This is a genomic window from Brevundimonas sp. GW821-FHT12E07 (assembly GCF_058807035.1).
Genome location: NZ_JBXAQH010000001.1, coordinates 1,445,393 through 1,459,909, shown reverse-complemented (window position 1 = coordinate 1,459,909; position 14,517 = coordinate 1,445,393). Strand labels below are relative to the sequence as shown.

Below are 14,517 nucleotides of genomic sequence, written 5' to 3'. Positions count from 1 at the left end.
CGTGGCCCGACCGCTCATCCTTGTTCCGGTCGCCATCGATCCGGACCGGCGCCGCGCGCTGGAAGCCGACTTCGACCTGACCTTCGACCAGGGTCGTCGCGCGGGCGTGCAAGGGCTGATCGGCGACGGCGTGTTCAGGGTCGACGCCGACTGGCTCGACACCATGCCCGACCTGCGGATCATCGCCTGTATCGGCACGGGCTATGACACCATCGATCTGGAAGCCTGCCGCCGTCGCGGCGTCTCGGTGACCAACACCGCCGGCGCAAACGCCGGGGCCGTCGCCGATCTGGCCATGGGCCTGATCCTGTCGGTCACGCGCGGCATCAGTTACGGCGAGCGGCTACTCCGCGACGGCCAATGGCGTGGCGATCAGCCCCAGCAGTTCTTCAACGCACCCGGCCTGACCGGACGCAGGGTCGGGATCTTCGGCATGGGCGCGATTGGCCAGCAGATCGCGCGTCGCCTGTCGGGCTTCGAGGTCGAGATCGCCTATGGCGGCCCCCGTCCCAAACCGGAGCTCGACTGGCCTTTCCTTGCAGACCTGACCGACCTCGCCGCCTGGGCCGACATCCTGGTCCTCGCCCATCGCGCCGACGAGACCAATCGCGGGATCGTCGAGGCTCGGGTCCTGACGGCGCTCGGCCCGACCGGCTTCCTGATCAACGTCTCGCGCGGTTCGGCGGTCGATGAGGACGCCCTCATCGCCGCGCTTGAGACCCGGACGATCGCCGGCGCCGCTCTCGACGTCTTTGCCGACGAACCCGTCGTCCGTCCGGACCTACTCGCCGCGCCCGGCACGGTGCTGACCCCCCATATCGGTGGGGGATCCAGCCGCTCCTTCGATCTGATGTTCGAAGCCGTTGCGACCAACCTCCGCGCCTTCTTCGCGGGCCGTCCCCTGCTCCATCCCGTGCTGGACGCCTCGCGTCCGGACGTCTGAGACGTACGACGTCGGAAACGGTCAAGGGGTTGGCCTGAGGCGTCAATCCCGCTGACGATGCGTCATGCTACTGACGAGTAGACATCCTTCCTCAATCCGGAGACCTGCCATGGCCATGCTCGAACCCGAGGTCGCGAACCTCTGGCGCAGGCCGCGCCATCCCGCCCGCGGCGGCCGCCCGCGCCGCACCTCGGTCAACGGCAGCGGCATGGGCATCAAGGAGCTGGCCGAGCGGCTGGGCACGACGCACAGGGCCTTGCGCTACTATGAGCAGGTCGAGCTGATCCGCCCCGCCCGCAACCCCCAGGGCGCCCGCAACTACGAACCCGAAACCCGCCGGGCGCTGGAGCTGATCGTCACCCTGCGCCGCACCGGCCATTCGGTCAGCGAGATTCGCGCCATCCTCACGGGTGAGGACATCGGTGACGACGGCGTGCGGTCCAAGGTCTTCGCCGCCCTCCAGGCCCGCCTCGACCATCTGCACGAGCAGACACGGCATCTGCAGGCCCTGCTGGACCAGTTCGAGTAGATCGCGCGGCCAGGTCAAGGCTGGTTCCGGGTCGCCGATGGAGGTCTGCCGGACGCGGACACCGCCGTCCTGACATTTCCTGAAACATCTCCCTGCACGACGCGCCGGAAGAATCGACACAGTCTTTGTGCCAGTCAGCGACGGAAGCTCGGCCGAGCGCCGTTTAAGGATTTCGAAGTCTGCATCGTCCGGCCGTCCCTCCCTCTTCGGCGGCCGGAATGCGTGGGATAGTCACGGCAGTGGAGTTACGACATGGCGCGCGGCGACGGTGATACCGCAACCAATCCTCATCCGGTCGACCGCGTGGTCGGTCGCAGGGTCGCCGAAAAGCGGGTGGCCCTGGGCTACAACCAGGGCGACCTCGGTCGGGCGCTGGGCCTGACCTTCCAGCAGATCCAGAAATACGAGAAGGGGACCAACCGGATCTCCGCCTCCAAGCTCTGGTTGATCAGCCAGTTTTTCGGCGTCGACATCAGCTACTTCTTTGAAGGCCTGCCCCGAGAGACCGCGGAGGGCGAGCCCGAGACCCTGACGCCCACGCCCAACCTCGACTATCCGCCGACCCGTATGACGCTGGAAATGTCCGCCCTGGCGCCGCAACTCAGCAGCCGCCGGCAGAAGATCGCGCTCGAGATCGTCCGCGAGATGCTCAACGGAACATCCGGCGAAGCCTGAAACCCTCCGGTTTCAGGCCTGAGCCCTAGACCGGGTTCAGCGCTGTGAAGACCAGGCTTCACTGGAAGCTGCCTCCTCCCTGCCTCTTCGGATGAAAAAAGGGCCGTGCGATCACGCACGGCCCTGAAGGTTTTTTGGGAGGGAAACGCCCGGGAGGGGCGTGCGCCGTGGCGCAGTCCCGATCTAGCTCCGTGTCGAGGCGGTTCGAGGGCGACTTTGTTGCAGGCCCGCGACGCCGGTCAGCGGCCCGCCGCATTTCCGGCCGTTTCCGGGACCCGGGACCGGGCCGAGCCGCCCCGAACGAAGGTCATGAACTCGCGAACAGTCCAGGAGCGGTCGGAAACGCTCTCGCCTTCTCGCGGGGCCTCGCAGATCCGGACGCCGCGATCGCCGTGGCTCTGCCAGGCCTTGGCCACCTTCAGCGCGGTGGCGGCCTCCATCGGGTCCGAGTTGGCCCGCAAGGCGTTCTGTTCGACGTGGACGACGTACATCATCGCACGCAGATAACACAGTCGCAGGTTGTGTGAAGCCAATTACAGCTATAACTTTAGCTATAATATCCGTGGTTTACGCCCAACCCACGAAGTCTTCTCGCATCAGAAGAATTTGGGGATCGGACCCAGCTGCGGCGTCTGGTCGGGCAGGTCGACCTGGACCTCGTCGACATAGCACCAGCCCCAGCCCTCGGGCGGATCATAGCCCTCGATGATCGGATGATGGGTGGCGTGGAAATGGGCGCGGGCGTGCTTGCTGGGAGAGTCGTCGCAGCAGCCGACATGGCCGCAGCGGCGGCACAGGCGCAGGTGCACCCACCAGCCGCCGGTCTTCAGGCACTCCTCGCAGCCGCGCGAACCGGGCGTGACCGTCTGGATGGTGGGGGAATGGCCGCACGACAGGGTCAAGATCACGCTCCCGGATTGCGGGAGGCATCGTGCAAAGCAAAGGCGGCCCCGGTCAAGCCGGGGCCGCCTTCATAACCTTGAACCTTGGGGCCTCAGGCCCCGATCTCAGGCCTTGCGGTGCTGGGTCGTCTCGCGGTTAATCCACAGGGCGATCAGGGTGCCGGCGGCGCCCGACAGCAGATAGACGCCGGCCGCGCCCAGGCCGAAGTTCGAGGCCAGCAGCAGGGCCGCCAGGGGCGCGAAGCCCGCGCCGAACAGCCAGGCCAGGTCCGAGGTCAGGGCCGAGGCGGTGTACCGGTTGGCGGCGGCGAAGTTGGAGGCCAGCGAGCCCGACGACTGGCCGAACGACAGGCCCAGCAGGATGAAGCCGCTCATCATGAAGACGATGCCGCCGATCTCGCCGCCGGCCAGCATCTGGGGCGCGAAGCCCGAGAAGGCGGCGATGGCGGCGGCCGTGGCGGCCAGCAGGTTGCGACGGCCGTAGCGGTCGGCCAGAGGTCCCGACAGCATCACACAGATCAGACAGACGACCGCGCCGATCAGCTCGATGACCAGGAAGCGGGCCGGCGGCTCCTTGGTGTAGAGCAGCACCCACGACAGCGGGAACACGGTCACCATGTGGAACAGGGCGAAACTGGCCAGGGGGGCGAAGGCGCCGATGACGATGTTCTTGCCCTCGGCGCGAACCGTCTGGCGGAACGGCGTCGGCTGCAGCTCGCGGTCCTCATAGGATTCGATGAAGGCCGGGGTCGCCGAGATGCGCAGGCGGGCGAACAGGGCCACGACGTTGATGGCGAAGGCCACGAAGAACGGGTAGCGCCAGCCCCAGTCGAGGAAGTCGGCGGTCGACAGCAGCGACACGAAGAAAGCGAACAGGGCGCTGGCCAGGATCAGGCCGATCGGGGCGCCGATCTGGCCGAGCATGGCGTACCAGCCCTTCTTGCCGGCCGGGGCGTTCATGGCCAGCAGCGAGGCCAGACCTTCCCAGGTGCCGCCCAGGGCCACGCCCTGACCGATACGCAGCAGGGCCAGCAGGACGACCGACCACAGGCCGATGGTCTCGTAGCCGGGCAGGAAGGCGGTCGCCACGGTCGAGGTGCCGAGCAGCAGAAGCGCGATGGTCAGCTTGGTCCCGCGCCCGAAGAAGCGGTCGATGGCGATGAAGCCCCAGGTGCCCAGCGGCCGGGCGATGAAGGCCAGGGCGAAGATGGCGAAGGAATAGACCGTGCCCATCAGCGGCCCGGCGAACGGGAAGACCAGTTGCGGGAAGACGATGACCGAGGCGATGGCGAAGACGAAGAAGTCGAAGAACTCCGACGCCCGGCCGATGACGACTCCGATGGCGATCTCGCCCGCATCGATCTTGTCGTGCGAACGGGCGTTGATCTGTTGGGCGTCTCTCTCAAGGGGAGTAGAGGAGGCTCCGCTGGTGGCGCTCATTGAATGATCGCTTCCTTGTAAATTCTGGGTGTGACGCGCGACGACGAGTCACGGACTTGTGGCGCGCTTATTGGAACCCAACGCGTCAAAAGGAGATAGGGCAGATTGTCCAATGTTGTTCCCGATCGCGTCAGCCTAGAGGCCCGCACCATGCCTCCCCAGCACCCGATTCGATCCACCGCGCGACGTCTCGCCCCGTGGATCGCCCTGCCCGCCCTCGCCCTTCTGGCGGGATGTAACGCCGTCGTCCTCGCCCCGTCGGGCGACGTCGCGGCCCAACAGCGCGATCTGCTGGTCATCTCGACCATCCTGATGCTGTTCATCATCATACCGGTGATCGCACTGGTCGTCATCTTCGCCTGGAAATATCGCCAGTCGAACAAGGACGCGAAGTACGAACCGGACTGGGACCACTCCACCTATCTGGAAGTGGCCATCTGGGGCGCGCCCCTGCTGATCATCATCTGCCTGGGCGCCGTGACCTGGGCCGGCACCCACCTGCTGGACCCCTATCGCCCGCTCGACCGGATCGCCGCGGGCCGTCCCGCCGAGAAGACGGTCAAGCCGCTGCAGGTCAATGTCGTCGCCCTCGACTGGAAATGGCTGTTCATCTACCCCGAGTACGGCATCGCCACGGTCAATGAACTGGCCGCCCCGGTCGACCGTCCGATCCAGTTCACGATCACCTCCTCCTCGGTGATGAACTCCTTCTACGTCCCCGCCCTGGCCGGCCAGATCTACGCCATGCCGGGCATGCAGACGACGCTGTACGGCGTGATCAACAAGCCGGGTGAATACGAAGGCTTCTCGGCCAACTATTCCGGCGCGGGCTTCTCGGGCATGCGCTTCAACTTCCACGGCCTGCCCCAGGCCGGGTTCGACCAGTGGGTCGCCCAGGTGAAGTCGAGCGGCTTCGCTCTCGACCGCGACGGCTATCGCCGTCTTGAGGCGCCGAGCGAGAACGTGCCGGCCATGCGCTTCGCCCAGGTCGACGGCGGCCTGTTCAGCGCCATCGTCAACATGTGCGTCGAGCCGGGCAAGATGTGCATGCACGAGATGGAAGCCATCGATGCGAAGGGCGGGCTCGACATCGAGAGCGCCCACAACATGCTGGCCCTGACCTATGACAAGACCGAGCGTCGCGGCGCCGTCTTCGGCCCCATGCCGACCTATGTCGCCACCCTCTGCTCCCCGACCGACCCCGAAGCGACCGACAAGAACCAGACCCGTCTGGCCTCGCTCGGTTCGCCCGCCGATCTGGCCCGCTCCGTCCCCATGATGGGCGCCGGCCTGACCGCTCCCGCCGCCTTCAGCCCTGCAGCGCCGTCGGCGCCGCGGGCCGCCTCCTGATCGGACCGCATCCCATGTCCGCCGACAAGATCATCCAATTCGTCTTCGGGCGCCTCAACATCGAGGCCCTGCCCTTCCACGAGCCCATCCTGGTGGCGACCTTCGCGGTCGTCTGCCTGGGCGGCGTCGCCCTGCTGGGCGCCATCACCTACTTCAAGCTCTGGACCTATCTCTGGAAAGAGTGGTTCACGACCGTCGATCACAAGAAGATCGGCATCATGTACATGATCCTGGGCCTGATCATGCTGCTGCGCGGCTTCGCCGACGCCATCATGATGCGCCTGCAGCAGGCCATGGCCTTCGGCGGGTCCGAGGGCTACCTCAATGCCCACCACTACGACCAGGTCTTCACCGCCCACGGCGTGATCATGATCTTCTTCGTGGCCATGCCCATGGTCACCGGCCTGATGAACTACATCGTGCCGCTGCAGATCGGCGCGCGCGACGTCTCCTTCCCCTTCCTGAACAACTTCAGCTTCTGGATGACGGCGGGCGGCGCGATCATCGTCATGATGTCGCTGTTCGTCGGCGAGTTCGCCCGCACCGGCTGGCTGGCCTATCCGCCGCTGTCGGGTCTGGCCTACAGCCCTGACGTCGGGGTCGACTATTACATCTGGGCGCTACAGGTCGCGGGGGTCGGGACATTGCTGTCCGGGGTCAATCTGATCGCGACCATCGTCAAGATGCGTGCGCCCGGCATGGGCCTGATGAAGATGCCCGTCTTCACCTGGACCGCGCTCTGCACCAACGTCCTGATCGTCGCCGCCTTCCCCGTCCTGACCGCCGTCCTCGCCCTGCTGGGTCTGGACCGCTACGTCGGCACCAACTTCTTCACGAACGATCTCGGCGGCAACCCGATGATGTACGTGAACCTGATCTGGATCTGGGGTCACCCCGAGGTCTACATCCTGATCCTGCCGGCCTTCGGCATCTTCTCGGAGGTCGTCTCGACCTTCTCGGGCAAGAAGCTCTTCGGTTACACGTCGATGGTCTACGCCACGGTCGTGATCACCATCCTGTCCTACCTGGTGTGGCTGCACCACTTCTTCACCATGGGATCGGGCGCGAGCGTCAACTCCTTCTTCGGCATCACCACCATGATCATCTCGATCCCGACGGGAGCGAAGATCTTCAACTGGCTGTTCACGATGTACCGGGGCCGGATCCGCTTCGAGCTGCCGATGATGTGGACCGTGGCCTTCATGATCACCTTCACCATCGGCGGGATGACGGGCGTGCTGCTGGCCGTGCCGCCGGCCGACTTCGTCCTGCACAACTCCCTGTTCCTGGTCGCCCACTTCCACAACGTCATCATCGGCGGCGTGCTGTTCGGCCTGTTCGCGGGGATCAATTTCTGGTGGCCCAAGGCCTTCGGCTTCAAGCTCGACGAGACCTGGGGCAAGATCTCCTTCTGGTTCTGGGTCGTCGGCTTCTGGTTCGCCTTCATGCCGCTGTACGTCCTGGGCCTGATGGGTGTTACGCGCCGCATGCGGGTCTTCGACGACCCCTCGCTGCAGATCTGGTTCATCATCGCCGGCTTCGGCGCGGCCCTGGTCGCCTGCGGTATCGCCGCCATGCTGATGCAGTTCTTCGTCTCCATCCGGAACCGCGAGAAGCTGCGCGACAAGACGGGCGATCCGTGGAACGGCCGCACCCTGGAGTGGGCCACCTCCTCGCCCCCGCCGGACTACAACTTCGCCTTCACCCCCGTCATCCATGACTCGGACGCGTGGTGGGACATGAAAAACCGCGGCTACAAGAAGCCGACCGGCGGCTATCGCGACATCCACATGCCCTCCAACACGGGCGCCGGGATCATTCTGGCCGGGCTGAGCGTCGCCTGCGCCGTGGGTCTGATCTGGTACATGTGGTGGCTGGCCGCGATCAGCTTCGTCGGCATCATCGGCTATGCCATCTTCCACACCTTCAACTACAAGCGCGACTACTACATCCCGGCCTCGGAAGTGACCGAGACCGAGGCGAAGGCCCGCGCCCTGGCCGCGGAGGCCTGATCCATGGCGAGCGCTGTGAAACCTCTCGCCCCCGGCGAGGAAGTCGTCTTCCACCTGAAGGAAGAGCCGCATCATCCGGAGGGCTCCAGCACCATGCTGGGCTTCTGGCTCTATCTGATGAGCGACTGCCTCATCTTCGCGATGCTGTTCGCCGTGTTCGGCGTGATCGGCGGCAACTACGCCGGCGGTCCGGGGCCCAAGGCCCTGTTCGAGCTGCCTCTGGTGGCCCTGAACACCGCCATGCTGCTGTTCTCGTCGATCACCTACGGCTTCGCCATGCTGGCCATGGTGCGCAAGAACGTCTCCCAGACCCTGATCTGGCTGGCGATCACCGGCGTCTTCGGCCTCTGCTTCCTGGGCATCGAGCTCTATGAGTTCGCGCACCTGATCCACGAGGGCGCGACGCCGCAACGCAGCGGCTTCCTCTCGGCCTTCTTCACCCTGGTCGGCACCCACGGCCTGCACGTCACCTTCGGCCTGATCTGGCTGGTGACCCTGATGGTGCAGATCAGCTGGAAGGGCCTGATCCCCGCCAACCAGCGCCGCCTGATGTGCCTGTCGCTGTTCTGGCACTTCCTCGACGTCATCTGGATCGGCGTCTTCACCTTCGTCTACCTGATGGGGATGCTGCGATGAGCAAGGCTCCGACCAAGACCACCACCCCGGCGAAGAAGGCCCCTGCCCGCAAGCCTGTTGCGGCGAAGAAGACGGTCGCCGTCACCGCCGCCGCCGTCGAGCCGCATGGCCACACCCATGCCCACGACGTCGATCACGGCCATGGCCACGGTCATGACGACCACCACGACGACGGCCACGCCCACGGCTCGATGCGCGACTATCTGATCGGCTTCGGCCTGTCGGTCGTGCTGACCGCCATCCCGTTCTGGCTGGTCATGTCGGGCGTCTTCGCGCCCCAGCTGACTGGCGGGATCATCATGGCGTTCGCCGTGGCCCAGATCGTGGTCCACATGATCTTCTTCCTGCACATGAACGCCAAGTCCGAGGGCGGCTGGACCATCCTGGCCCTGATCTTCACCCTCATCCTGGTGGTCATCGCCCTGACGGGTTCGCTGTGGGTCATGTACCACCTGAACACCAACATGATGCCGCACGGCATGGACATGAACCCGGCTCCCTGAGCCGGGTCATCAGGACCAGCCGATGCCCGAAGGGCCCCACGAAACGCCGAGGAAGCCAAGGTCGACGCTGACCCTGGCCATCCTCGGCGTCTTGATTCCGGGGATGATCCTGGGGCTGCTGGCGCTGGGCGTCTGGCAGGTCGAGCGGTTGCAGTGGAAGAACGACCTGATCCGTCAGGTCGACGCCCGGGTCCACGCCCCCGCTGTCCCCGCCCCCGGCCCCGACCGCTGGCCGACGGTCACGCGCGACAGCGACCAGTATCGCCACGTCATCCTTCGCGGCCGGTTCGACCATGACCGCGAGACCCTGACCCAGGCAGTCACCGACTATGGCCCCGGCTTCTGGGTTATGACCCCCTTTACGACCGACGCCGGCTTCACGGTTCTGGTCAATCGCGGTTATGTGCCTGCGGATCGCCGCGCGCCCGACAACCGGGCGGCGGGCCAGATCGGGGGAGAGACCACAGTTCAGGGCCTGTTGCGCATCACCGAGCCCAGGGGCGGCTTCCTGCGCGCCAACGATCCGGCGGCGGACAGCTGGCGCTCGCGCGACGTCCAGGCCATCGCGGCGAAGCGCGGCCTGACGAACACCGCCCCGTATTTCGTCGACGCCGACGCCACGGCCAATCCCGGCGGCTGGCCCAAGGGCGGGCTGACGGTCATCCGCTTCCCCAACAGCCATCTGGTCTATGCCCTGACCTGGTTCGGCCTGGCCCTGATGCTGACGGCCGGCGGCGCCTTCCTGGCCTGGGACGAGCGACGCGTCCGCAAAGCCTTCGCGGGAGCGGCCTGAGCGTGGCGGCCGAGACCCTGAGCAAACTGGCCGGCCTCGGCGTCTGGCGCGACCGCAACGCCGACGTCGCCGCCTCGACCGGCTGGCGCAACATGCAGCTGCTGATCCAGCTGCGCTGGATCGCCGTCGCCGGTCAGATCCTGGCCATCCTGGTCGTCCACTTCGGCATGAAGGTCACCCTGCCGCTGGGGCTGATCCTCGCCGCGCCCCTCGCCCTTCTGGCCTTCAACATCCTCGGCCTGCAGAGGCTCAAGCTGCATCCGCACGTGTCCGAGGGCGAGCTGGTCCTGTCCCTTCTGGTCGATGTCGCGGCGCTGACCTGGCAGCTCTACCTCAGCGGCGGCGCCGCCAACCCCTTCACGCCCCTGTATCTGCTTCAGGTGGTGCTGGCCTCGGTCCTGCTCAGGCCCCTGTCGGCCTGGCTGATGGTCGGGGTGACCATGCTCTGTTCCCTGCTGCTGCTGGGAGTGCACCGCCCGCTGCTGCTGCCCGAGCGGCTTCAGGACAATGACTTCAGCCTCTATCTGCAGGGCAGCCTCGTCTGTTTCGGCCTGATCGCCTTCCTGCTGGTCGTGTTCGTGACCCGGATCAGCGGCAATCTCAGGGCCCGGGATTCCTATCTGGCCGAGATGCGTCAGCGCGAGGCGGAGGAGGATCACATCGTCCGCATGGGCCTGCTGGCCTCCGGCGCCGCGCATGAGCTGGGCACCCCCCTGTCGTCGCTGGCCGTGATCCTCGGCGACTGGCGGCGGATGCCGACTATCAAGGCCGACCCGGAGCTGTCCCAGGACATCGCCGACATGCAGGCCGAGGTCGAGCGCTGCAAATCCATCGTCACCGGTATCCTGATGTCGGCCGGTGAGGCCCGGGGCCAGGACCCGGTCGTGACCACCCCCCGCGCCCTGATCAACGACCTCATCGCCGGCTGGAAGCCGAACCGGCCCGGCGTCGCCGTCACCCTGCGCGACGCACTGGGCGAAGACGTCAACGTCGTTTCCGACCCCGCCCTGCTGCAGGTCCTCGTCAATGTGCTCGACAACGCCGCCGAGGCCGGGGCCACCGACATCGTCATCCTGGCCGAGCGTCCCGGGGACGATCTGTCGATCACCGTCAGCGATAACGGCTCGGGCTTCGCCGACGCCGTCCTGAACCGCTTCGGCCAGCCCTATCAGTCCACCAAGACCCGGCCCGGCGCCGGTCTGGGCCTCTTCCTTCTGGTCAACGTCCTGCGCAAGATGGGCGGCGGGGTCGAGGCCCGCAACCGCAAGGACGGCGGCGCGGTGGTCGTCCTGCGATTGCCGCTGTCGGCCATCGCCCTGCCCGGAAAGGCGTCCTGATGTCGTCCGACAAGCTGCTGGTTCTGGTCGAAGACGACGAGGCCTTCGCCCGCACCCTGAAACGGTCGTTCGAGCGCCGCGACTACACCGTCGTCACCGCCGCCAACCACGATGAGCTGGTTACGGTGCTGGAGGTCCACAAGCCCGCCTATGCCGTGGTCGATCTGAAGCTGGCGGGCGGCGCTTCGGGCCTGACCTGCGTCCAGACCCTGCACGCGGCCGATCCGGCGACGACCATCGTGGTCCTGACCGGCTTCGCCAGCATCGCCACGGCGGTGGAGGCCATCAAGCTGGGCGCCTCCCATTATCTGGCCAAGCCCTCCAGCACCGACGACATCGAGGCCGCTTTCGGCAAGGTCGAGGGCGATCCCGACATGGCCCTCAGCGCCCGCCCGACCTCGATCAAGACCCTGGAGTGGGAACGGATCCACGAGACCCTGGCCGACACCGGCTTCAACATCTCCGAGGCCGCCCGCCGCCTGGGCATGCACCGCCGCACCCTGGCCCGCAAACTGGCCAAGCGGCAGGTGACCTGACCCGGTCAAATCCGCAACGGTCGCCGGCTTTCTTAACCGTATCTCTCACCCGGCACGGGAAGGCGGTTGCCGAACGCCGGTCGCCTCCCCTAGGGGAAGATCATGCTGGGGTTTGATCGCATTTTCAGGGGCTTGGCCTCCGGAGTGGCCATCGCCGTCCTCGCGGGCGCGGCGAGCCCTGCCCTTGCGCAATCCGCCGCCCCCGCAGCCGCCCTCCCGCCCCCTCCGCCGCGCTCGACAGGGACCCTGATCGCCCCGACCCTCAGCCGCCCCGTCGCCGCCGGCGTGACCTGGCCCAAGGTCTCCGAGGTCGAGCGCCGCGACGGCAACGGCGTCTCCTTCTACGGCGGTGTGGCCACCATCGACGGCAGCGACCAGTACGGCCTCAGCGTCCTGAATTTCGACCCGTTCCAGTCGCGGGTCCGCGCTACCTATATCGACGCCTGGGCCCTGAACGCCCCCAACGCCGCTTCCTGTTCGCTCACCTTCCGCGCCGTCGAGCGCCCCCTGACCCAGGATCAGGCCAACGCCCTGAACCCCGAACTGGCCACCGCCGAGTTCGAGACGATCAAGCGCGACCATCCCGATCTGGTCCGCACCGGCGAGCGGACGCGCGAGGGCTCGGGCGACACCCGCGTGGTCGATCGCTTCAGCTGGGGCGGCGCCGACGGTACGGGTCCGCATTTCGACGGACTGAGCAAGTCCTGGGTCTTCGTCCGTTTCGGCAAGGCCTATTACGTCAACAAGATCTGCCTGTCGCAGACCGGCATCGGCGACCTCAGGGTCATGGATCAGCTGATCGGTCTGAACTACCGCACCGGCGACGCCCCCGATCCCCTGCCCGCCGATCAGGTTCCCGAGAACCCGCCGGCGCCCCGCCAGCTGATCTATCTGCCGCCGCCCGTCGGCAACATCGTCGCACGCGAGCAGGACCGCCCGCAGCTGGAGTCCCAGACGGCGACCGGCCCCGAGGCTGACGCTGAGGCTCCCCGTGCGCCCGAGCCTGCGCCGGTCGTCACGCCCGTCGAGGCCCCGGCGACTGCGCCGGCCGCTGTCGTCACTCCGTCCGCCGAGCCTGCCGGGACCCCCACTGTCCCGAGCCCGACCGAGCCAGCCTTCGTCGCCAGTCCGGAGCCGGTCCCGGTCCCGCCGTCCGCGCCCACAGCCGACCAGACCAACGCCCGTAGCCTGACCCGGTCGCTGAACGGCACACCGCCCGCGCCCTGAGACGGGGTCTCCATATGGCTGCAAAGCCGGGCCCGGCGTGACCGCAGGGAACAACGGCGCGCGACAGGGATTATTCGACCGTTGGGACTCCAGATTGTCATGCCGCCTCTCAAAACTCGCCAGACGTGTCTGAAGAAGATTGACGAGATGATGGGCGGAGCCGCCGTCGCGGACGGTGGCGCGCGAGTTCAAAGTCGCCTGACCCTCGCCGACGTGTGGAGCGACGTCCTCGATCAACTGAAAGACGAAGCGGCGCCGTCACCGCGGTCGGACGCCGCGCCTCAGCCCACCGTCCAGGAAATGACCTCGGCGACCTCGGCGGCCTGAAGCCTGATGTCGGGGACGGAGGTCACTTCCCAGAAGGCCCCGCGCGTCATCGGCCCGACGGCATAGAGTTCGTCCTGCGCCGCGCCGTCGATGTCGCGGACCCGGCAGTCGTCGTCGACGTCCAGACCCAATCCATCCGGATCGGCGCGCGCCAGACCGCTCTCGACCAGACCCCGGATCAGCGGGATCCGGCTGCCCGCCACATCGGCCAGCGGCCCGGTGCAGTTGATCACCGCATCGACCTTGCGCGTCGTGGTGCGGGTCCAGCCGCGCGGCCGCCAGGTCACCAGAACCTTGTCCTCGGACGGTTCGATGCGGACGATGCGACCGGCGTCGATCGACAGCTCCCCCGCCGCTATCATGGCCTCGACCCGGCCCGCGACCCCGGGCGCCAGACGGTGGCGATGCACATCCCAGACCGGCCGCAGGTGCCTGAGGAACCGCCCGCGCTGGGCCCGCGTCCATGAGCGCCACAGCGACCGGGCCGAACGCCTGAGGTCGTCAGTCACCGCCCGCCAGTCCGAGGTCTGGGCCGCTTCCCGCGCCCGCCTCAGCACCGCGCCCGGCGATCCGGAGTAGGGCCGCGAACCGACGGCCAGATCCGCCGCCTTGTGCGCCCGGGGCGTGAAGCCGCGCCGCGACAGGGCGAAGAAGCGCCGTCCTGTGCGGGCGTGCGACAGCACCACATCGACCATGGTCAGGCTGGAACCGACCAGCAGAACGCGCCGCACATCGCCGTCCAGCGCCGCCGCCCCGCGCCAGGGATCGGCGACATAGCAGCCCGCCTCGACCACCGCCGGATCCAGCCCCGGCGGATCGGCTGGTTCCAGATTGCCGAGCGCCAGAACCACCACATCGACGTCCAGCCGGTCGCCCGAGGCGAAGCCTATGCGCCAGCCGCCGCCCTCGCGCGCCAGCACCACGCCCTCGTCATGGATCAGCTTCAGCCGCGAGCCCGACTGGCCCAGAGCCTCGGACAGGATCGACCGCAGATAGCGGCCATAGTCGCCGCGCGTGATGAAGGCGCCCTGGGCCGACCAGTGCGGCTGGGTCGCCAGCCAGCGCGACAGATGGTCGGGATCATCCGGAAAGGCGCTCATATTGCCCAGGCGGACGTTCAGCACATGATCGGCCTCGCGTGTGCCATAGGCCGCCCCCTCCCCGAACCGGGGCGCCTTCTCGATCAGCCACAGCTCGGCGTCGGGCAGTTTGCGCGACAGATGGACCGTGGTCAGCAACCCGCTGAACCCCGCCCCGATGACGGCGATGCGCGGGGCGGTCACCGTCGGCCTCGCGGCGTGGTGGCG

Annotated in this window: 15 protein-coding genes; 11 read left to right on the top strand and 4 right to left on the bottom strand. The window is 67.2% G+C overall.

Going from position 1 to position 14,517, the window contains the following annotated elements; genetic code table 11:
* Nucleotide 1 precedes the first annotated feature (1 nt).
* The 3 genes from AC1ROD_RS06860 to AC1ROD_RS06850 all read left to right on the top strand — a co-directional run bounded on the left by AC1ROD_RS06860 (nt 2) and on the right by AC1ROD_RS06850 (nt 2,147).
* Nucleotides 2-943 (top strand): 2-hydroxyacid dehydrogenase, encoded by a 942-nt coding sequence (locus tag AC1ROD_RS06860; RefSeq protein ID WP_492947494.1) that lies wholly within the window; start codon nt 2-4, stop codon nt 941-943.
* 109 nt (nt 944-1,052) lie between these two features.
* Nucleotides 1,053-1,472 (top strand): MerR family transcriptional regulator, encoded by a 420-nt coding sequence (locus tag AC1ROD_RS06855; RefSeq protein WP_492947493.1) that lies wholly within the window; start codon nt 1,053-1,055, stop codon nt 1,470-1,472.
* A 252-nt stretch (nt 1,473-1,724) separates the two neighbouring features.
* Nucleotides 1,725-2,147: a helix-turn-helix domain-containing protein gene (locus AC1ROD_RS06850; RefSeq protein ID WP_492947492.1), complete on the top strand. Its 423-nt coding sequence runs from the start codon at nt 1,725-1,727 to the stop codon at nt 2,145-2,147.
* 239 nt (nt 2,148-2,386) lie between these two features.
* Here AC1ROD_RS06850 and AC1ROD_RS06845 read toward each other — a convergent pair whose 3' ends face one another.
* The 3 genes from AC1ROD_RS06845 to AC1ROD_RS06835 all read right to left on the bottom strand — a co-directional run bounded on the left by AC1ROD_RS06845 (nt 2,387) and on the right by AC1ROD_RS06835 (nt 4,489).
* The gene (locus AC1ROD_RS06845; RefSeq protein WP_492947491.1) at nt 2,387-2,641 is read right to left on the bottom strand and encodes a hypothetical protein; all 255 of its coding nucleotides are present in this window, start codon (nt 2,639-2,641) and stop codon (nt 2,387-2,389) included.
* Between the two features lie 102 nt (nt 2,642-2,743).
* Complete coding sequence (locus tag AC1ROD_RS06840; RefSeq protein WP_492947490.1) at nt 2,744-3,055, bottom strand: UBP-type zinc finger domain-containing protein; 312 nt, start codon at nt 3,053-3,055, stop codon at nt 2,744-2,746.
* Nucleotides 3,056-3,154: 99 nt separating this feature from the next.
* Nucleotides 3,155-4,489 carry an MFS transporter gene (locus AC1ROD_RS06835; RefSeq protein WP_492947489.1) on the bottom strand — a complete coding sequence of 445 codons (1,335 nt, stop codon included), beginning with the start codon at nt 4,487-4,489 and terminating at the stop codon, nt 3,155-3,157.
* Nucleotides 4,490-4,639: 150 nt separating this feature from the next.
* Here AC1ROD_RS06835 and cyoA point away from each other — a divergent pair, with 150 nt between their 5' ends.
* From cyoA to AC1ROD_RS06795, 8 genes are all read left to right on the top strand, one after another.
* Nucleotides 4,640-5,839, top strand: coding sequence for a ubiquinol oxidase subunit II (gene cyoA / locus AC1ROD_RS06830; protein ID WP_492947488.1), 1,200 nt, complete (start codon nt 4,640-4,642; stop codon nt 5,837-5,839).
* A gap of 14 nt (nt 5,840-5,853) precedes the next feature.
* Nucleotides 5,854-7,851, top strand: coding sequence for a cytochrome o ubiquinol oxidase subunit I (gene cyoB / locus AC1ROD_RS06825; RefSeq protein WP_492947487.1), 1,998 nt, complete (start codon nt 5,854-5,856; stop codon nt 7,849-7,851).
* A gap of 3 nt (nt 7,852-7,854) precedes the next feature.
* Complete coding sequence (cyoC, locus tag AC1ROD_RS06820; RefSeq protein ID WP_207867910.1) at nt 7,855-8,487, top strand: cytochrome o ubiquinol oxidase subunit III; 633 nt, start codon at nt 7,855-7,857, stop codon at nt 8,485-8,487.
* The gene (gene cyoD, locus AC1ROD_RS06815; RefSeq protein WP_492947486.1) at nt 8,484-8,990 is read left to right on the top strand and encodes a cytochrome o ubiquinol oxidase subunit IV; all 507 of its coding nucleotides are present in this window, start codon (nt 8,484-8,486) and stop codon (nt 8,988-8,990) included. Before cyoC ends, cyoD begins: the two co-directional genes overlap by 4 nt.
* A gap of 22 nt (nt 8,991-9,012) precedes the next feature.
* A complete protein-coding gene (locus AC1ROD_RS06810; protein WP_492947485.1) occupies nt 9,013-9,783 on the top strand; it encodes an SURF1 family protein in 771 nt (256 codons plus the stop codon).
* Nucleotides 9,784-9,785: 2 nt separating this feature from the next.
* On the top strand, nt 9,786-11,120 hold the full coding sequence (locus tag AC1ROD_RS06805; protein ID WP_492947484.1) for an ATP-binding protein: 1,335 nt from the start codon (nt 9,786-9,788) through the stop codon (nt 11,118-11,120).
* On the top strand, nt 11,120-11,656 hold the full coding sequence (locus AC1ROD_RS06800) for a response regulator transcription factor (RefSeq protein WP_492947483.1): 537 nt from the start codon (nt 11,120-11,122) through the stop codon (nt 11,654-11,656). Before AC1ROD_RS06805 ends, AC1ROD_RS06800 begins: the two co-directional genes overlap by 1 nt.
* Before the next feature lie 102 nt (nt 11,657-11,758).
* On the top strand, nt 11,759-12,883 hold the full coding sequence (locus AC1ROD_RS06795) for a hypothetical protein (protein WP_492947482.1): 1,125 nt from the start codon (nt 11,759-11,761) through the stop codon (nt 12,881-12,883).
* 281 nt (nt 12,884-13,164) lie between these two features.
* Here AC1ROD_RS06795 and AC1ROD_RS06790 read toward each other — a convergent pair whose 3' ends face one another.
* Nucleotides 13,165-14,493: an FAD/NAD(P)-binding protein gene (locus AC1ROD_RS06790; protein ID WP_492947481.1), complete on the bottom strand. Its 1,329-nt coding sequence runs from the start codon at nt 14,491-14,493 to the stop codon at nt 13,165-13,167.
* Nucleotides 14,494-14,517 lie beyond the last annotated feature (24 nt).